Genomic DNA, 20541 nt, shown 5'->3' on the forward strand with positions numbered 1-20541 from the left:
TTGTTTTAAACATACTGACGGTATCTGGTTGATATAAAAAGTGGAATTCTTAAAATGGAAATTGTTCTTGTACAGGTCCTTTTTATGGCATCATACGGTGCATCATAAAAGTGGTATAGGCCAATTTTACAAATCATAACGTCTGGAATTCATGATGAAGCTATCGTTCTTTCGTAAGAATCCATATCAGCTTTGATAACGATTATAACACAAATGTTAACCAGTGCTAACAATCTTTAAATCAACCATTTATGTAAAAAGTATTTAAAAAAATGGTAGTCTGCAGGGTCAGAAAAATACTACTATTGATAAATAAGTATTAACAATAGTAGTATCAGGGAATAAATTTTCCGGCGATATTTGTTATTCTTTTCGATGGCTTAACCATATTTTGAACCAACAATTAAGTTTCTTATGAAATACACTACCCTGGGAAATACCGGATTGATTGTTTCCAGATTATCCTTTGGCGCCATGACCTTTGGCAGCGATCCATCTATGCCTACTATATATAAGGTATCAGATGAGGAAGCGCGTAAAATGATTGACACATCGCTGGCTGCCGGCATAAACTTCTTTGATACTGCCGACGGGTATGCCGGTGGCCAGTCGGAAGTAATGCTTGGCAAATTGCTGGCCAGCCGCCGGCATGAAGTGGTGATTGCCACCAAAGTAGGATTCCGGAATGGTGCGCCTATTACGCAGTCGGGGCTTTCCCGCAGGCATATCCTTTACTCCTGCGATCAGAGCCTGAAGCGCCTGGGCACCGACTACATTGATCTGTACATTGTTCACCGGGAAGACCCGGTAACACCACTCGAAGAAACCCTGGCCACACTGGACGGGTTGGTAAAAAGCGGGAAGGTGCGGTACATCGGGTTCTCCAACTGGTCGGTATGGAAATCGGCGCTTGCCTGGCAGATGCAGCGCGACAATAATTGGGCTACCTTTTGCAATGCCCAGATGAACTACACCCTTGTGGGCCGTGATGTGGAATACGATGTGGTGCCGTTTATGCAACAGGCAGGAATTGGCATGACGGTTTGGGGACCACTGGCCGGCGGATTCCTGAGTGGCAAATACACCCGGGAAAATCTGAAAGAAGAAGGGAACCGCCTTTCCGGCTTTGATATCATTCCGTTCGACAAAGAAAAAGGGTTTGTCCTGGTAGACCGGATGAAAGAAATTGCGGCGGCACATAACGCCACGGTGGCACAAATATCATTGGCCTGGCTGCTCACCAAACCGGTAGTGTCCAGCGTACTGATTGGCGCATCCAAAGTGCAGCAGCTGGAAGACAACCTGAAAGCTGCGTCCATTGAGCTCTCTGTTGCGGAAGTGGAATTACTGGACAATCTCACGGCTCCGGGGCCGTTATATCCGCACTGGTTTAACCATAACCTGGCAGATCCTCAGCATGTGGCAGCGGGGTTGATTAAATGATTAAGACGAAGACTTTGAGACTCGTTTAAGGCGCTGAGGCTGGCCATTACTTTTGGTCAGCCTCTTCATTTCTTAACCGTTCGTTCCATATCTCTTCCATTACTTTTCCTATTTTCTTAAACTCTTCTTCTGAGAATTCATCTGTTTTGGCATTATTGCACCAGTAACAGCAAAGCACCAGGTTCCCTTCTTCATAAGGTTGGAATGGATTGATCCTGTCCACCTCCAGTGTTTTTCCTCTTGTGATGAAACGTTTGGTCTTTATTTTCTTGTGGCTTCTCAGTAGATCAATTTCAGCTTCCGTAATGTTACAGTAGTGGCATTTCCTCTCTATATTATTATAAATCTCACTGAACTTTTCTATGGAGAGAAAACAGTTATTTTCAAAATGTTGTCGTAGGGATTGAAGTTCCGGCGGGTGATTGTTATACCAGTTTGTGTATAGTTTGTCCAGTTCCCCGATGGTAAGAGATTGGCCTTCCGGTACTTTCTCAACAGATATTAGCTGGTAACAGGAAGCATATAGATCATATAATCCAGGTTCTATTATAAGTTGTTTAATATCGTTTACTTCCGGATTCGCTATTGCATGTTGGAAAAAATAGAACAACCGGATTTCTATATAATTATTAAAAGCGCGCTTGCGGATACTGTTATATCTCTTGAGGATAGTGTCCTGGGATGTCATAGTCCAATAGATATGAGTTCTTATTTACTTTCAGCCACCGTTTTGTATTTCTTCTCCAAAATATTAACTACCGCATTTTTCAAATCATCATACTTAAAGTTATCATTAAACCCGATACCATAGTTTAAATGCGTTCCTCCCTGAGAACCACAAAGAATATATTTCGGTCCTCCCATCTCTACAGAAATAGGTGAATACTCCGTTTGTATAGTGAAGTCCACATTTCCAATGGAATCCAGCACATAAAAAATCTGCTTATTAAAAATCCCTTGTTTAGGCCCTTCTTCATATCGCTCAAAAGCCTGGATGGATTTGCCTTTCCACTTAAACTGATCAAAGCAGAACATATCTTCCATATTTTCTTTCAGCAGTCCTTGTTTGTGGGCATCATATAAACTGGCCCTATAAAACTTTGCCTTTTCATAGGTTTTATTATGATAATACACCTGGATCAGTTTTGCATAAGCATGAAAGTCGGATGAATCGGATTTTATCACTGCAAGAAAAGCCGTTTCCGCTTTATCATAGTTGCCGCTTAAAGATTCGATCTGGCCGATGTTAAACCACGACTTCGTATATCCCTCGCTTCCATGGGGAAGCTTCGATGTATTATTATAAAGTGCTTCCAGCGCTTTCGACTCCTGGTGCAGATTAAAGTATACCTGGGGAACCATTAAAAACGGACGTTCGCCGGGAGCTTTCTTTTCCGTTGCCGTTTTATAATTTTCAAGGGCCGATTCATACAGGTGGAGGTTGTAGTATGCATCTCCCAATCCGCTGTAATACTCTGCAGTATCTGGTTTCAATGCAATAGCCGCCTTGAAGCATTTAATCGACTGATCAAACTGCTGCATGTAATTCAGTGTAGATCCTTTTATAAAATATGCCCGGTGATCATTCGCATTTCTATCAATAGAAAGATCCATAAATTTCAGGCAGCTGTCATCTTGCTGCTTCATAAAATACGCATATCCTACGTAGTATAATGCTGCCGCTGACAGGTGCTCCTGTGCCGGGGCATACTGCGCGATAATTGCATCAAATTGCTTGTCGGTGGTTAATTTTTGTAATGAGGGAAGAGTAGTATCCTGCGCGAAGGAGGATACTACCAGGAGACTAAGCATTATTGTTAAGAGTATCTTGTTCATAGATAGCGCTAAATTTGAGCGGATACTAATATAGGCAAAAGGGTTAAAACAATACTTCCTGCGGAATTCTTTGGGTCAATAAAGTGCACTCTCAAAAAAAAATTATAAAAAGAAAAAGTTTTATTTATTTTTACGGCAGGAGCACATCAATTACAACAAAACTATACCCGATGGAAGGTGGCCATGCCGGCCCTTCTATACCTTTAGAATTTATTGCGTGAGCACTGAAGTTATAGTAACCCGTTCCGGTAGTAAAACCAAAGTCTAACCTAAATTACAGCAGTACTATGGCGATTTTATCCTGAGTTAAAAGTCAAAATATTTTATCTAAACAGCTAAATGCTAAGACGGATGTCTTAGGAATGATAACTTATTGTACAAGTCTAAATCTAAACAACGCCTTTAGGGGCGGCCTATTTGCTTATATGAGAACTAAAATCCAAAATCTGAATAAGGGCTACTGAGGCGGCGCTTCAGAAGTACATATTCGCTTACGAGATAAAATTCAAGCTGAATTTTTAAAGAGATGTTTTAAAGGCCGGCGCCTTTAACGTCATTCTTGCGCGTAGTAAATCCAGTTTGAAACAAACCTGCATATCTCCTGATATGTGCGGCAGGCAGGGCTATGGGTATACTACAGCTGCAATCTTTTCTATGTCTGAGTTTTCTTTCTATATCTAAATCTAAATTTTCATGAGAAAAAGTTTACTTGTTTTTTTCCTGTTGAGCATGCTGCAAACTGTTGCAGTATTTGCACAGGAAAAAAGAATTACCGGTAAAGTTACCAACACCGCCGATGGAAGCGGTATTCCCGGCACTTCGGTAGTAATCCAGGGTACATCCACGGGAACCCAAACCGATGCAAATGGTAATTACAGTATTAATGTGCCTGCCGGCAAAGTGTTATCGTTCCGCTCCATAGGCTTTGCGATAAAAAATGTTACGGTAGGCGCCTCAGATATTATCAACGTGACACTCGCCGTGCAACGTGATGATCTGAACGAGGTGATTGTAGTCGCTTATGGTAATGCAAAGAAAGAATCGCTGACAGGTTCTGTAGCTGCAATTAAGGCGAAAGACATCGAAAAACGCCCTGTTTCCAATGCGCTGAGTGTGTTGGAAGGTAGTGCAGGTATTCAGGTTAATAACACTACAGGAACGCCGGGTGCACTGCCCAGTATCCGCATCCGCGGGTTTAGTTCCGTAAACGGTGATAACACTCCGCTGTATGTTATCGATGGCGTGCCTTTTTCCGGCAATGTAACGGATATCAATCCGGCAGACATAGAATCTGTTTCTGTATTGAAAGACGCTGCAGCCGGCGCCTTATATGGCAACAAGGCATCTAACGGTGTTATTATTATGACCACAAAAAGGGCTTCCAAAGCCAGCGATGGCAATGTAAACCTGGTTATGAACCAAGGCGTATACACCCGTGGTATCAAAGAATACAAAGTACTGAGCGCTAACGAGTTTATGGAAACCATGTGGAAGGGTTACAGAAATAACCTGATGTCTACCAACCCTACCGGCTATCCGACGAAAGAAGCGGCCGGTGCAAAGGCCACCAGCAGCTTGATTTCCGACTACTTATACCTGAACATCTACAACAAACCAGACGACCAGCTATTTGATGCCAACGGCAAACTGGTTGGTGATGCCAGGATAAAATCCGGCTACGCCAATGACCTGAACTGGTTTGATGGTGTGGAAAGAACCGGCTTCCGCCAGGAATACTCACTCAATGGTAGTGCAAGCAATAAAAAAAGTAATCTCTACTATTCCGCCGGATATCTTGATGAAGACGGATATGTGATAAATACCGGTTATAAAAGATTCACCGGCAGGATTAACGCTGATATACAGGCGAAAGACTGGTTTAAATACGGGTTTAATCTTGCTGGTTCTCATCAGAATACCAGTAATATTTCCGCTACTTCAACAAGTGCATCTTCTTATGCCAACCCTTTCATGTATGCCAGGGGCATAGCACCCATCTATCCTGTACACTTACACGACAAAGCTACCGGTGAACTGGTGCTGGATGATGCCGGTAAGGAACAATATGATGATGGTTCTACCAGCCGCAATCAATTTATTGGCCGTCATACTACCTGGGAAAATGAACTGAATAAAGACCTGGTATATAGAAATACAGTAAATGGCCAGGTGTTCCTGGACTTTAAATTACCTAAAGACTTTACGTTCACCGTAAAGGGCGATCTCAACGTCCGCAACAGCGATACCCAGACTTACGATAACGCCATCATCGGTGATGGTGCAGGTAACCAGGGCCGCGCCTCCCGCACCAACTACCGCTATAAAAATTACACTGCCCAGCAAATGCTGAACTGGGGTAAATCTTATGGCTTTCATACAGTAGATGCGTTGGTAGGTCATGAAAACTATTACGACAACTATAACTATCTGTATGGATATAAAACGACTGAAACGTTTGCCAATGCAACCGAATTAGTAAACTTTACCAACATTACTGATCTCACCGACTACCAGGTAAACTACAGATCCGAGGGATACTTCGCACGTGCACGCTATAACTACGATGAAAAGTATTTCCTGGATGGTTCATTCAGAAGAGATGGTTCTTCCAAGTTCTATAAAGATAACCGCTGGGGTAATTTCTGGTCATTAGGTGGTAGCTGGCTCTTGTCTAAAGAAAAGTTCTTTACCGGCCTTTCCCGCTATGCGGATTATGCAAAGCTCCGTGCTTCTTACGGCCAGGTAGGTAACGACGTAAGCGCCGCCACCTACGCATACATGGCATTGTATACCATTGATCAGAATAACAATCTTGCCGCGTTATATAAAACGCAAAACGAAGCACTGGATCTGCAATGGGAAACCTCTTCTTCTATTTCTGCCGCTTTGGAAACACGTTTGTTCAACAGGGCTAACTTCACTGTTGAGTATTTTGATAAACGTTCACAAAACTTGTTATTTGATGTAAGCTTACCATTATCTGCCGGTGGTACTTCTAATACGGTAGCCGAGTCTGTTATTACAAAAAACCTGGGTACGGTTTCCAATAAAGGGTTTGAGCTGTCGTTAGATGTTGATGTAATCAGGAAGAGAGATTTTAAATGGAATGTTGGCGTAAATGCCACTTTCCTGAAAAATAAAATTGTTTCCTTACCGGAGCAAAACCGGGCCAATGGGATTATCAACGGGAATTATAAATACATGGAAGGACATGGCATTTATGACTTCTGGACATACCAGTACGCAGGCGTGGATCAAATGACCGGCAGCGCTTTGTACCTGGCGGATAATGAAAACTTCGATCCGAAAGATGTAAATGGCGCACACTACAAATATCTTGTAAATATCAACGGCGTTGACTATACCACCTACACCACTTACGCAAAACGTGATTGGTCAGGCAGTGCCATCCCGGATGTTTTTGGCAGCTTCTCCACCGGCCTTACCTACAAAGATCTCACCTTGTCGGGCATCTTCACCTATTCCCTGGGAGGTAAAGTTTATGATGATTCCTACCTGGATCTGATGACTATGTCGGGTACTGTAGGCCAGATGCATAAGGATGTACTAAAATCATGGGATGGAGTTCCTTCCGGTATCACAGAAACTTCTTCCAACCGTATTGACCCTAAAGGCGTTCCTGTAATGGATTTCTCCAAAAGCAATTATAGCAACGCTATGTCAACCAGGTTTCTCCAGAATGGTTCTTACTTCGTAGTGAAGAATATTGCTTTGGCTTACCAGGTACCTTCTTCTTTACTACAGAAAATAGACATCAGATCTGCCAGATTTACTTTGAGTGTTGAAAACCTGGTGACGCTTACAAAACTGCAAGGCATGAATCCGCAGCAGTCGTTTAACGGAAGAAGCCTAAACGCTTTTGTAACGCCACGTGTAATATCTCTTGGTGTTAATATTGGTTTATAATTAAAAAGAAGAAAGATGAATAAGATATATAATATAGGTTTGTTGTTTTTTGTACTGCTTGCAGGCTCTTGTAAAAAGGATTACCTGGATACCGAACCTACCAGCTCAACCGGTACTTCTACTGCATTTGAATCAACGGAAAATGCAAAATTAGCCGTTAACGGCCTGGCCAAAATGATGACGGTGCAGTACCTGTCTTCCCAGGGATTCAACGGGGAAGGAACCATTAAAATGTACTATGGCAACTACCCTGGCAACAATTTTTATGTAAACCTGCCGGGCTGGGCCACGCTTATCAATGGTACTATCAACGAAAATGTAAGTAGCATTTATGACTACTATCCGTGGTACTACTATTACAAAGTAATTGGCAATGCCAACGCCATCATTTTTTACATTGATGCCGCAAAGGGATCAGAGGCTGATAAAAATTTCATCAAAGCACAGGCGTTAACCTACAGGGCTTACTGCTATACCATGCTGGCGCAATTATATGGTAACAGATGGAGCGATTCCAATAACGGCGCAACTCCGGGCCTTGTACTGAGAACGGACCTCTCCAATGGCGACCTCGAAAGGTCTTCGCTGGGAGCTACCTATAGCCTTATCTACAGTGACCTGGATAAAGCGATCGAATTGTTCACGGCCGCTGGTAAATCCAGGTCGAAGAATTTTGAAATGGATATCAATGTGGCGTATGCAGTTTATGCCCGTGCAGCACTCACACGCCAGGACTATCCGAAAGCAGAGGCTTTTGCTGCTAAAGCCCGCACCGGATATCCTTTGATGTCTGTAGCTGACTACAAAGCAGGCTTCTCTACTCCAAACAGCGAATGGTTATGGAGCAGCTATGGCGCGTCAGATGAAACTTTATACTATTACTCTTACCAGTCATACATCGCATACAATTCCAGCGCTTCTGCAGTCAGAACTTATCCTAAGTGTATCAGCAAAGAATTGTATAATAAAATCCCCGCTACGGATATCCGCAAAAACCTGTTCCTTGATCCCAAAACAGATCCTTATACCACTGCCACAGGCGCCGCCGGCGCAGCATTGAAAGCCCGTGCGTTCCAGCTGTTCCCGGATATCTACAGCACGTCAAACATATACGCCTATATGCAGTTTAAAGTGAAAGCGAATGACCAGCCCGGCGTTGGCAATGTGAATCACTTCCGCTCTTCCGAAATGTATCTGATTGAAGCAGAAGCTAAATATTACCAGAATAAGCCGGCAGCCGAAGTTCAGCAGGTACTGGTTGACTTAACCAAAAACTCGGGACGTGACGCAAGCTACACCTGCACCAAAACAGGTACAGATCTGCTAAATGAAATCAAAACATACCGCGCTATTGAGCTGTGGGGAGAAGGTTTCGATTGGTTTGATATGAAACGTTGGGGAGATCCTATTGTAAGACGCGATTACGCCAACGGTGGTAACTTTATAACTTCTTTGGCTATTACCATCACTCCTGAAAGTAATAATAAATGGACCTGGAAAGTTCCGTTGAAAGAATCAGATTATAATGGTGCTTTAGAATAGTATTCAATCAATCAAAAAAATGGGCTGCAGGTAATTTACCCGCAGCCCATTTTTAATTTTATAATGGAGAAATTAGTCGGTCTCCTCACACATCTTCAGGTAACGCCGGTGATTAGCCGGGTCAATATCAACCTTGCTGAATAGTTCCTTTGCCACTTCAAATGCAGTCAGGGAAGATGACATTTTTTCTCCCTTAAAATAATAATCCTTCTTATCCCTGGCAAAGGCCTTATATACCGGGTGTACTTTAAAAGAGGCATAGTCTGCTACTATTGGGTCGAGGCTGTATGTATAGTGGTAAACCTTTTTCCCATCAGTGATATACTTAGATCCTGCGTACACTTTCATACTTCCGGGCTTCACTTTATGGATCGGGAAGATCTGATAATAGAGTGTATCGCCATTCAGGAGATATCCACATAGACAATAAGAAAGGGGCCATGCTTTACAGTATAGCCCCTTCCCGTGGTATACCCTCTATCAGAGATCAAACCGGATCCCTTGTGCCAGTGGCAGATGGGTGCCGTAATTAATGGTGTTGGTTTGTCTTCTCATATAAACTTTCCATGCGTCGCTGCCGCTTTCCCTGCCACCGCCGGTTTCTTTTTCTCCGCCGAAGGCGCCTCCTATTTCTGCGCCGGAAGTACCGATGTTCACATTTGCAATCCCGCAATCGCTGCCGGAGGCAGACAGGAAGTATTCCGCCTCCCGGAGGTTCATGGTCATAATAGCGGAAGATAACCCCTGGGGCACCTCATTCTGTATAGCTACTGCCTCTTCTGTGGTTTTGTATTTCATGAGATATAGAATGGGGGCAAAAGTTTCGGTTTGTACGATAGGGTAACCAGGCAGTACTTCGGCAATACAGGGCTTCACGTAACAGCCGCTTTCATAACCTGGTCCCTCCATTACGCCGCCTTCCACAACAAAACGGCCTCCCTGCTCTTTACAGGCTGCAATAGCCTCTAGGTAAGCATTTGCAGCATCCTTATCGATTAAAGGTCCCACATGATTTAACTCATCCAGGGGATTGCCAATCCTGAGCTGGCCGTAGGCATGTACCAATAGTTCCGTGAAACGGGTGTATATCTCTTCATGGATGATCAGCCGCCGGGTGGTGGTGCAGCGCTGCCCGGCAGTACCCACGGCGCCAAATACGCTGCCGGTAAGTGCCATATCCAGGTCAGCATCTTTAGAAATTATGATGGCATTATTCCCGCCAAGCTCCAGCAGGCAACGTCCAAACCTGGCCGCTACGGCAACACCTACATTTCTTCCCATGAGCGTTGACCCCGTGGCTGATACAAGCGGTATTCTTACATCCGTGGACAGCAGCCTGCCGGTTTCTTTTCCACCATTGATTAAACAACTTACTCCTTCCGGCACATTATTACGCTTTAGTATTGCTGCAATAATTTTCTGACAGGCAATGGCAGATACCGGTGTTTTCTCGCTGGGCTTCCACACACATACATTCCCGCATACCATTGCCAGCATTGTATTCCAGCTCCATACCGCCACCGGGAAATTAAAAGCAGATATAATACCCGTAACCCCAAGCGGATGCCATTGCTCATACATCCGGTGCATCGGACGTTCGCTGTGCATGGTAAGGCCATATAACTGGCGGCTCAATCCTGTCGCAAACTCGCATATGTCAATCATCTCCTGTACTTCTCCCAAACCTTCCTGCAAACTTTTCCCCATTTCAAAACTTACCAGGCTGCCCAGTGCCTGTTTCTTTTGGCGAAGCGCCTCCCCTATCTGCCGTACTATTTCGCCGCGTTGCGGCGCAGGTACGGTACGCCAATACGCAAAGGCTTTTACTGCAGTATTGATCACCGTGTCATAATCAGTTTCATCAGCCGTCGTAACAGTAGCAATCAGCTGCCCGTTTACAGGAGAATATGACGCGAGAGCTCCGCCCCTGCCGTTCAGCCAGTTCATACCGGTGCTAACGCCGGAATTGTGCGGCATTATACCTAACTCCTTTAGAAATTCCATTATTTTTTATTGGTTTGAGATGAATACGTGCTTTCGAATATTTTGTTGGCATTGGCTGCTTCAAAGCCCTCCCGGCGATGTTCCCTTTTTATGGCTGCCGCATCCAGGTGCCGGAAAGCAGGCAACACGCGGCGCTCCGCGAATTCTACATAAGAACCGGAGATCGCGTGCTTTTCACCATCTGCAAATGCTGCTGTTATCATACCCGCTACAGTGGAGCTTTGCAGCAAAAGGCCATCCGGACTTTCCTTGAACTTGCCGCCGGCATCATTAAGCACGAAGCCATGTTGTTCAAGAAACCGGTTGAACGCTGTAATGTCATTATAGCCAAGCTTCAGGTTGTGTACACTAATGGTAAAATGATTGAGATAATAACGGTTGTAAATAGTCCATGAAGCATATTCACTTTCTTTCGCTAATGTTGAAAAATCGCTGTAAACAGGTAGTCGCCAAAGACCGCTGTGGAGAAAATCATCTACCGCAGCGGCATCGTTCAGATCCAGTTGCAGTACAGGATCCGCCGTAACTTCATCTGTATAATGGTGTATAATATGTTGAGCTTCGGGAGAAAGGTCTTTTACCCGGAGCTCACTGATAAAGATGCGGGGCAAAGAAGGCGCTGGCGGGGCATACCAGTAAGCGTCGAGTTTCTTTTCAGCGAAATAGTAATAATCCCTTTTGACATATCCATGGTGCAGGAATATTTTCTCCAGTGATTGGATGCCCAGGTGGGGCACGCCAATTGTCCGGAATGCGATGTGATCATTTTCAATTTCGTTTGCATGTTGTATCAGTCCTTCTTCCATCATGGCTGATATTACTTTTTCCACATCCGGCACCCGTTCTTTATAACGGCGCATCAGGCCGTCCAGTATCAATTGCAGGTTACTCATACCTGTTATATTTTAAGTTAAAGATTGGATAATACTTCATCAAGATGATGCACCATATCGGCGGCGTTTTCTTTACTGAACACCAGTGGCGGTTTTATTTTCAACACATTGTATAATGGTCCGTCGGTGCTGAGCAGAAACCCTCTTTCCTTCATTTCTTCCACTACCTTGTTGATCTCATCCACAGCGGGTTCCATAGAATTCCTGTTTTTCACCATCTCTGCCCCCACAAATAAACCGTGTCCTCTTACATCGCTGATAATGGTGTGTTTATTCATTAAACCACGCAAGCCTTTCATGAGGTAATTGCCTGTTTCCAGCGCGTGCTGCTGCAAATCTTCAGATTGTATTACGTCCAGTACTGCCCTGCCGGTAACCATTGAAACGGGGTTCCCACCAAACGTATTAAAATACTCCATACCGTTGTTAAATGCGGCGGCTATTTCTTTGGTAACCACCACGGCAGCCAGTGGATGACCGTTGCCGATAGGTTTTCCCAACACTACAATATCAGGTTCCACCTGCTGCAGCTCAAATCCCCAGAACTTCTCTCCTACCCGTCCGAAGCCTACCTGCACTTCATCTGCAATGCATACGCCACCTGCTTCACGCACATGCCGGTATACTGCTTCCAGGTAATGATCCGGTAAAGGGATTTGCCCACCTACACCCAACAGTGTTTCACAGATAAAGGCCGCTACCTTGCCCGGGTTCTCCGCAAGAATAGTTTGTACATCCTGCGCATATTTAACGCCTGCTTCCGGATCGTTGTACCGGTATGCTCCACGGTATAAATCGGGAGAGATGGCTTTGTGGATATAAGGCATTTGCCCGGAGCCGCCTTTGCCATCAAACTTGTAAGGGCTCATTTCCATTGCAACAGTAGACGTGCCATGATAAGCATGATCCAGCACCACCACATCGTTCCGGCGGGTAAAATGACGGCTCATGCGAATAGCCAGATCGTTTGCTTCACTTCCTGAATTGGTGAAGTAACATACGGAGAGCTTTGAAGGCAATGTGCGATGGATCGCTTTGGCAAACTCCACCAGGTGGTCGCTCAGGTAACGGGTATTCGTATTCAGCGTGGCAATCTGTTTCTGCATCGCTTTCACTACTACCGGGTGGCAATGCCCAACATGGCTTACATTATTTACGCAATCAATAAACGTATTTCCTTTGTCGTCGTAGAGGTATTGCAATGCACCTTTTACAATTTTTAATGGCTTGCGGTAGCTGATACTCAGGTTGGCGCCGATGAATGTTTTCCTTTCCTGCAGCAACGGACTGTAATCCTCGCCGGCATTGATGAGCAAGGACATGCCACAGGCTTTCCGGAAAGTATCGGCGGCTTTCAGCGGGTTTATCCGGATCAGTTGATTCAGCAGCGACCAGGCGTCCCGTTCTGTTACAAAGTGATGGCCGTTGACAGAGCCGAGCGAGGCCTGCCAGGCCGACTGTGTTACACTGATACAAAGCCTCGCAGCCACCAGGTAATAAATAAGATCTGTTTCCTGTTCTGTTAACGGGAAGGCGCCGTGATATCCCTGTATCACCCAGGAAGCTGCCTGTAAAGGATCTTCCGTGTTCAGCATCGCATAGGTACATGCAATAGCCACATTATTCACCAGTGCGGAATACACCATATCGCCAAGGTCTATCAAACCGCTTACTTCACCGTTTTGAACCAATACGTTATAATCGTTGGCATCGTTGTGGATGCTCGCATGACGAAGGGAGTCGAGCACCGGCAATACTTCTGTCTCAAAGGCAAGCAAAAAATATCCGGCCAGCCTTCTTTTTTCATGATCGCGGATGCAGTGCAGCAGGCGGTTAGCGCTTGCGGCAGTGCTGATATCCCAGGTGTAATGCCGGTGCAGGGCGTCGTGTTGAAAATCCTGCATCGCTTCATCTGTTTTGCCGAGGAAACTGCCGAGACCAAGATAGAGCTCCTTGTTTTTGTGCGGTACCTGCGCCCAGCATACTCCTTCCAGCCAGGAGAGGATACGCAGGTAATATTGTTTACCATCCTTGAAGATGGGCGTAAGTTCCTGCCGGTTTTTGTTGCGGAGTATCTGCTGAAAGTTCCACGCCACGGCGCTCACTGAAAGATGTTCCAGTATGCGGAGTTGCGCATCCAGGAAGGAGTAGCGCTTTTCTTCCCCCGTTATTTTGAGGATGAATTTACGGCCGGAGACATCCGTTATTTTATAATTAAATTCATCGTAGCCCTGGAGTGTTTCCACTTCTACTGCAAGCAGGTAATTCTTTTGTACCAGTTGCTTTACTTCATTTGCTGTAAATTCCATGACGATATTTATTTTTCAGTATCATTAACAAGTGTGCGGCCGACCAGCTGAAATTCTTTGCATTCAGCCCTTTACCGGTAAGCGGGTGATAGTTTTCATATACCGGTTCGTTGGCTGTCATGCCTGCTGCATTTTCCAATAGTTGCTTTTCGAATGCTGCTGCCAGGCTATCATAGCCGTATTTCCGTAAACCGCTTGTACCAAAGGCAAACTGGTCCAGCCATACCGGCCCGCGCCAGTATCCTTTCATCGGATCAAAGGCAACATGATCGGCAGCCAGGGTAGGCAGCGGTACTTTCGTATTGAATTTTGCCGGGTCTTCCATTTTTTCCTTTACTCTTTTAGCCTGCTGCGAGGTGGCTACGCCAGCCCATAACGGGATCCACCCTTCCGGGCCATCCACCTGCACACGGCCATTCGCCCTGGTGTCGTAGAAGTAACCGGCATGCTCATCGTAGAACTGTGTGCGTATCAGCCGGAGCAGCTTCTCCGCTTGCTGCCGGTAAGTATGTTGTTTGTTATCCAGGAGAGATGAGAGTTTTGCCAGGTACAATTTCTCCGCATAGAGGTAAGTATTGAGATCCACACTTTCCTGGTTCAGCGACCAGGCGCTGTTGTTGTTTTGCAGCATCACCGCGCTGTCGAAGCGTACGGCATTATCCATTCCGCTTTCCCATGCTGCGGCTATGCGGGTACCATCGGTAGCGCCGTATTCGCAGAGGCCATTCCGGTCGTGATCGCGGTTAGCATACCACCATTCATGATAGGCAATAAGTTTAGGCAGCATTTCTTTGACGAATGATTTGTCTTTTGTATGCAGATAGATTTCCCACACTGCCCAGGCGGCAAGAGGAGGTTTGGTATCCCGCCAGTTGTTTTCACGTTTATCTGCATAGATACAGTCTGCCACCATGCCGTGATCATCCTGGTAATCGAACATGGAACGGACGTTGTCTTTCGCCAGCTGGGGGAAAAAGGTGGCGAGGCCCGCGGCCTGCTTCCAGCTGTCCCAGCTCCACACGCCATAAAAGCCCTGGTAGTTTACAGAGGGAAATACGCCGTCGTGCAGGATGTCTTTAGCGCTGCTTCGCCAGTTGGTAATAAGCGTGATGATACATTTGACTGCCAGCCGTTTTTTTATCTCTGTTAAATGAGATGCCAGGGAGAAATACCGGGAGAGATAACCATTCCATCTCGCTTCATTTTTTTTGAGCGCTGTTTTGAAGTTGTATTGAAAAGGTTGCCGCGTTTCACCGGGATAATACGCCTGCACCTGTGTTTGTTCATAACTTCCGCCGGGTTGTATCACTACATTCTTCCAAAGCGCTTTATAAGTAAAGCTGTCCGCCTGCAATGCAGTGTCCTTGGGGAATACGGTTACAAAACCATTTACCCGCAGGGTGGAGGCCTCCGCAGTCATCCTCTTTTTTGTTTGCCCATAGTATTCCACATCCAGCATACGGGGATAGCGGGAGCTGTTGGTAATTTTTGTGTACAACAACGCTTCGCGGCTGGAAGCAAAGAGGAGCTGCTGGCATATCACCAGGCCGGCGATTTCAAATTGCTGCTGTAACAGCCCGGGATAAAACTTAATGTTGGCTTTCGCTGCCGGCAGGTTAAGCGGTACACCGTTTTCACGGACAGCTAATCTTGAGAAAGAGCCGGAAAGCCATTCTCCCTGCATATCCATCAACAAAGGACCCATAAAGGCGCCGTTGTTTTCTTTCCCCGAGGGCAGTGCATAGGCATGCCATGCACCCATATCGCTGAATACATTGGCCTCGATACTTTCACCGGCGGGAGGCGCCGTCCGCAAATCCAATACATCAGGATAACGGTAGCGCTGCGCAGTAGCTGCCTGCACGGTGAGCAATAGTAATATCCATATTCTCATCTGCTTCATTTTATAGCGGGACGTAGCGTAAAAGAGTAACTGTAATCCTGGTAAGGCAGCAAATATTCTGCGTGTGGGGTGGCGCCCCAGCTGTTGTCGCCGCCTACGCCCATTTGTTTATAATCGATATTCCACCATACCAGGTCTTCGTTCGTCATAGAGCCACCGTGGTTGTTCTCCGCTGCGTAGCGGTCAAATTCAAGATGGTCCATATTGAAATGCAATACGCCTGTGCTGATATGCGGCTGACCCTGTGCGGTCAATCCCACGCCGTTTTTGTTGGTCAGGGTTATCCAGCGCACATCCGTTCTGTAGCCGCTTTCCTGTGCACGCGGATAAGGATGGAAAAGCTGATCGGCGTTCATGCTGTATATATCAACAGCTGCAGCAGTTTGCCGGTCGGCATAATTATCAAAAGGGCCGCGGCCCAGCCACTTCACCTGATCGAATGCTCCATGCAGGATCATGCGCATACCGAATCGCGGAAGCTCCGGCATGGGATCTCTCCCGGATTTCATTGCTACGCTGATGTTTATTACTCCATCTCCCGTTACTATATACGCTGCTTTATACACTGCTTTTACCGCAGGCAGATAGTGCCAGGTGCGGATGATTACCTGTCGTTTATTTGTGGTGTCTATTTTCAGGGAATCAAGCCGGGCTGTTTGCAATACATCTTTCCATACGGCGCAGCGGATCTGCTGACTGTTACCGATGTCATTATCCGTGGCAGCGCGCCAGAAATGCGGCTCGAGGGGCGACTTCATCATTGCCTGCTGCTGCCAGTTATAAGCGCTCAGCCAGCCAGTTTCCCGGCTGAATGCCACTTCAAAATCAACCCCGGCAATTTTTATTTGCGATGGTTCTTCTTTAACCGATATTGCTTTAGTGCTTGCAGGAGCGGGCATTTCAGCCAGTGCCACAGGCAACGGGAACTGCTCCCATGCCGCGAGGTAGTGTGCAGGCACCAGTGGCGCATCGTGCCACGTCCTCATTTCTATCGTAACAAAATATTCCGTACCGGGCTTCGCTTTCAGCACCGGCAAAGGCAGTGTAATGATCTTTTCTTTATGGGGCGCCACGGAACCGGCATTCAGTTCACCTTTGGCGATCGTTTCCCCGTTTGACCTGATAACCCAGTTGAAATAAAACTGATCCAGGTCTGTAAAATCGAGGCGGTTAATAATGCGGATACTGTTTGCCGACAACGGCACAGGCTCAAAGCCTGCCGGCTGTATTACTTTTTTAAATTCAAACGCCTGTGGATGCGGCGTGCGATCGGCTGCAAACAACCCGTCAGCACAATAACTCGTATCACTGGTAAGACCTACATTACCCATATCCCGGCCATAGGCCCAGATATCCCTTCCTGCTTTATCTTTCTTTTTAAAAGTCTGATCAGAAAAATCCCAGATAAAACCGCCCTGCAATTGCGGGTAACGATACATCAGGTCCCAGTACTCTTTCAGGTTACCACCGCCGTTGCCCATCATGTGCGCATATTCGCAAAGAATAAACGGACGGCTGCGCCACTCTCTCACATATCCCAGCAGCACACTGGTGGATTTATACATCGGGCACACGATGTCTGTAAATTCATTATCTCCTGCCGCTTCATATTGAACCGGGCGGGTATTGTCTTTTGATTTAAGATACCGGTAGGTAGCTTCAAAGTTTTCACCAAAGCCGCTTTCATTTCCCAACGACCATGTAATAATGGAGCAATGATTCTTGTTGGTTTCAAACATTCTCCGGGTGCGGTGCAGATAGGCTTCTTTCCATTGCGGTTTATCGGATAATGTTTTCAGCGGATGAAACGACATGCCATCGCATTCAATATTGGCTTCGTCTACCACGTAAATACCGTATTCGTCGCAAAGCCGGTACCATTCCGGGCTGTTGGGATAATGACTGGCACGTACCGCATTGATGTTATACTGCTTCATCAGCCGTATATCTTCCATCATATTTTCCTGCGTAATCACCTTCCCGGTGTACATGTTGTGTTCGTGCCGGTTTACGCCTTTGATCTTTACCGCCACGCCGTTTATCAGCAATAGCCCGTTCCGTATCTCTATCGTCCGGAAGCCTGTTTCATGCGCAATACATTCCACCAGCTTGCCATTTTTATCGAATTGGGAAATGAGTAGTTTATAAAGATGGGGATGCTCTGCATTCCAGCTTTTTACATTACGCAGCGTAGCATCAAAGTGATAATCTGCAGTACCGTTCAATATTTGCTGTTGTTGTATAACGATGCTTCCCTTGTCATCCAGCAGTTTTATTTGCAAACGCCCGTGCTGTGCTGTAGAATTTAGTTGTACGTCCAGGCTAAAGATACCGTTGGTGTAAGTGCTGTCCAGTCCTGCTTTTACAAAGAAATCGCGTACAGCTATTTTAGGTTGTGCAATCAGCTGCACGCTTCGTTCTATTCCGCTTAGCTTCCACATATCCTGCCCTTCCAGGTAGGTGGCGTCGCTAAAACGGAATACCTGTACGGAAATGGTGTTCTCTCCTTTCCGTAAATAATGGGTGATATCAAATTCGGCGGCAGTTTTACTGTCTTTGCTAAAGCCTAAGTACCGGCCATTGATCCAGCAATAAAAAAAGGAATTTACGGCGCCGAAGCGGAGGATTATATTCCTGCCGGCCCATTCCGCGGGAATGGTAAAGCTCCTCCGGTAGGAGCCGGTGGGATTGTCGTTCTCCGGTGGATACGGCGGATTTACGGGAATAGGATATTCCACATCCGTGAAAATAAATTTATCGAAACCTTCCGTTTGCCAGTGCGCGGGCACTTTAATATTCTTCCAGTTGCTCACGTCATAATGGTCCGCAAAAAAGCTATCGGGGCTTGCTGCGGGTGATGCATCGAGCCTGAATTTCCAGGTGCCATCCAGCGAAAGCAGGAATGGGGACGGGGAACCCGACATGGCAGCGGCCTCCGAGATGGCGGGTATAAACCATGCCCGCGGCGCCAGGGCGTTTTCTGTTTGTATCTCCGGGTGCTGCCAGGGCTGTGGATGCTGTTGGGAACTGGCAGTAAAAATATTGAGCCATAACAACCAAACAATCATCAATCCGGTGCTGTATTTCATTAAGTTCCTTGCTTATCTTGAAAAAAAATTACCGGCCGGCATACAATGGCACACCGGCCCGGTTGTTTAGTACAAATTGTTTTGCTTCAGGAGCGGGTTTACGTTGATCTCTTTCAGCGGTATAGGGTAGCGGATGTGTTTATCTTCTACATAGTTGGCTGCAGCAGCTTTACCATGGTTTGTCAGCAGGGCTTTTATCGGTTGTTTGGCGGTAGCGCCACGGCCCCAGCGTACCAGGTCGAACCAGCGGATACCAAATTCCATTGCCAGTTCTACCGGTCTTTCGTGATTTCGGATCTGCTCCCGCAGCTGTTCTTTATTCAGACTGCCTGCTGCAATTGGTTTCGCGTGACTGCGGTTACGCACTTCATTCACGAGGTCAATAGCTGCTGCCGTTCCCCCATTTTCATTCGTTGCCTCTGCCAGCATCAGCAGCACATCTGCATAACGGATCAGGGAGATGTTCGTTCCTACATAAGAACCGCCCCTGTCGTTAGGGTATGCATATTTATTGAAGAAGGCGGGGTGGGAAAGATTGCCTGCCACATCTGCGTAGGGCACGAGGTTGGCGGGAATGTTGAGATCCCACATTTTTGACGCTGGATCGTTGAAAAAGATAGTACCATATACCCTGTCGCTATAACCACCTGTTGCGGTTTTATCTTTCATCAGTGTAGTCACCAGCCAGTCAGAAGGATAAAAGAGTTCCCAGCCATCAAGCGCATAAGGCCTCACTTCAAAATTGAAAGGATGTCTTTCATCAGACACGGAACGATCGCCACTGAATTGCACTTCAAAGATGGATTCAGGGCCATTTTCCTTTGTGCCGTTGAAGTTGTCGATATAATTTGTATTGAGGGTGTACTGCCCGTAAATCTCTCTGAATTTTGCTTCTGCCGCTGTCCATTTTTCCTGGAAGAGATATGTTTTTGCCAACAGCGCTTTAGCGGCGCCTTTTGTTGCACGACCTTTATATGCATCCGGATAAGCGGTTGGCAGCACGGCTTCTGCTTCTGTCAGATCTTTTTCAATTTGTGCCCAAACGTCTGCAGCGGGGGACTGCGGCGCTTGAAGCCTGGTAAGATCTTTTTCAAATTTCAATACCAGCGGCACATTTTCAAAACCATTTACCAGTATGAAATAATTATAGGCGCGGAGGAATTTAGCTTCTGCAACAATTTCATTTCTTTCTTTCTCCGTCATAGCGGTAATGCCTGGTACTTTTTCGATCACCTGGTTAGCACGGCCAATTCCTGCATAACAGGTAGCCCAGAGATTCCAGGGACCGCCTTCATCTGCACTGTTTACAAATGCAGCCAGATTTTTTCCATAAGGCTCATTTTTATTATTATCTATATCATCAGCCTTATAGGAGAGCGTGATATATATTTCCTCAAAGAAAGTCCACATGGAGCCGTCGTGTCCCTGTAAAGCCGCATAGCTGGCGGTAATTCCCTGCAAAGCATGCTGCCGGGTGGTCCAGAAAGTATTTTCTGTGAGGTTTTGTTTATCGTCCAGTTCCAGGTATTTATCGGAGCACGCAGTGAAGAGCGCAACGGAAAAGAAGAAGAGAACGGCTATTGGTAGTTTCATGA

At 46.1% G+C, this 20541-nt stretch carries 12 protein-coding genes; 3 read left to right on the forward strand and 9 right to left on the reverse strand.

The annotated features are described in order from the left end of the window. Positions 1-414: 414 nt before the first annotated feature. Entirely contained in the window at positions 415-1443 is a 1029-nt protein-coding gene (locus tag ACLHR0_RS24975; RefSeq protein ID WP_436490292.1) for an aldo/keto reductase, read from the forward strand. 46 nt (positions 1444-1489) lie between these two features. Here ACLHR0_RS24975 and ACLHR0_RS24980 read toward each other — a convergent pair whose 3' ends face one another. Together ACLHR0_RS24980 and ACLHR0_RS24985 are read right to left on the reverse strand one after the other, a co-directional pair. Further along, on the reverse strand, positions 1490-2131 hold the full coding sequence (locus ACLHR0_RS24980; protein ID WP_436490294.1) for a hypothetical protein: 642 nt from the start codon (positions 2129-2131) through the stop codon (positions 1490-1492). Positions 2132-2151: 20 nt separating this feature from the next. Beyond that, positions 2152-3279: a tetratricopeptide repeat protein gene (locus tag ACLHR0_RS24985; protein ID WP_436490295.1), complete on the reverse strand. Its 1128-nt coding sequence runs from the start codon at positions 3277-3279 to the stop codon at positions 2152-2154. 693 nt (positions 3280-3972) lie between these two features. On the opposite strand from ACLHR0_RS24985, the gene ACLHR0_RS24990 reads away from it, so the two are divergent. Both ACLHR0_RS24990 and ACLHR0_RS24995 read left to right on the forward strand, forming a co-directional pair. Next, positions 3973-7206 (forward strand): SusC/RagA family TonB-linked outer membrane protein, encoded by a 3234-nt coding sequence (locus ACLHR0_RS24990; RefSeq protein ID WP_436490297.1) that lies wholly within the window; start codon positions 3973-3975, stop codon positions 7204-7206. A 15-nt stretch (positions 7207-7221) separates the two neighbouring features. Further along, complete coding sequence (locus ACLHR0_RS24995) at positions 7222-8748, forward strand: RagB/SusD family nutrient uptake outer membrane protein (RefSeq protein ID WP_436490298.1); 1527 nt, start codon at positions 7222-7224, stop codon at positions 8746-8748. Positions 8749-8820: 72 nt separating this feature from the next. Here ACLHR0_RS24995 and ACLHR0_RS25000 read toward each other — a convergent pair whose 3' ends face one another. The 7 genes from ACLHR0_RS25000 to ACLHR0_RS25030 all read right to left on the reverse strand — a co-directional run bounded on the left by ACLHR0_RS25000 (position 8821) and on the right by ACLHR0_RS25030 (position 20539). Next, positions 8821-9096, reverse strand: a complete 276-nt coding sequence (locus ACLHR0_RS25000; RefSeq protein WP_436490300.1) for a hypothetical protein — start codon at positions 9094-9096, stop codon at positions 8821-8823. A 132-nt stretch (positions 9097-9228) separates the two neighbouring features. Then, positions 9229-10752 carry an L-piperidine-6-carboxylate dehydrogenase gene (amaB, locus tag ACLHR0_RS25005; RefSeq protein WP_436490302.1) on the reverse strand — a complete coding sequence of 508 codons (1524 nt, stop codon included), beginning with the start codon at positions 10750-10752 and terminating at the stop codon, positions 9229-9231. Then, positions 10752-11645, reverse strand: a complete 894-nt coding sequence (locus tag ACLHR0_RS25010) for a DUF1338 domain-containing protein (protein WP_436490304.1) — start codon at positions 11643-11645, stop codon at positions 10752-10754. Before ACLHR0_RS25010 ends, amaB begins: the two co-directional genes overlap by 1 nt. A 17-nt stretch (positions 11646-11662) precedes the next feature. Then, positions 11663-13954 (reverse strand): aminotransferase class III-fold pyridoxal phosphate-dependent enzyme, encoded by a 2292-nt coding sequence (locus ACLHR0_RS25015; RefSeq protein ID WP_436490306.1) that lies wholly within the window; start codon positions 13952-13954, stop codon positions 11663-11665. Beyond that, positions 13935-15848, reverse strand: coding sequence for an MGH1-like glycoside hydrolase domain-containing protein (locus ACLHR0_RS25020; RefSeq protein ID WP_436490308.1), 1914 nt, complete (start codon positions 15846-15848; stop codon positions 13935-13937). Before ACLHR0_RS25020 ends, ACLHR0_RS25015 begins: the two co-directional genes overlap by 20 nt. A gap of 5 nt (positions 15849-15853) precedes the next feature. Beyond that, the gene (locus tag ACLHR0_RS25025) at positions 15854-18946 is read right to left on the reverse strand and encodes a glycoside hydrolase family 2 TIM barrel-domain containing protein (protein ID WP_436490310.1); all 3093 of its coding nucleotides are present in this window, start codon (positions 18944-18946) and stop codon (positions 15854-15856) included. 66 nt (positions 18947-19012) lie between these two features. Continuing rightward, a complete protein-coding gene (locus ACLHR0_RS25030; RefSeq protein WP_436490312.1) occupies positions 19013-20539 on the reverse strand; it encodes a RagB/SusD family nutrient uptake outer membrane protein in 1527 nt (508 codons plus the stop codon). Positions 20540-20541 lie beyond the last annotated feature (2 nt).

The organism is Chitinophaga sp. ARDCPP14 (genome assembly GCF_051362515.1).
Taxonomy (GTDB): domain Bacteria; phylum Bacteroidota; class Bacteroidia; order Chitinophagales; family Chitinophagaceae; genus Chitinophaga.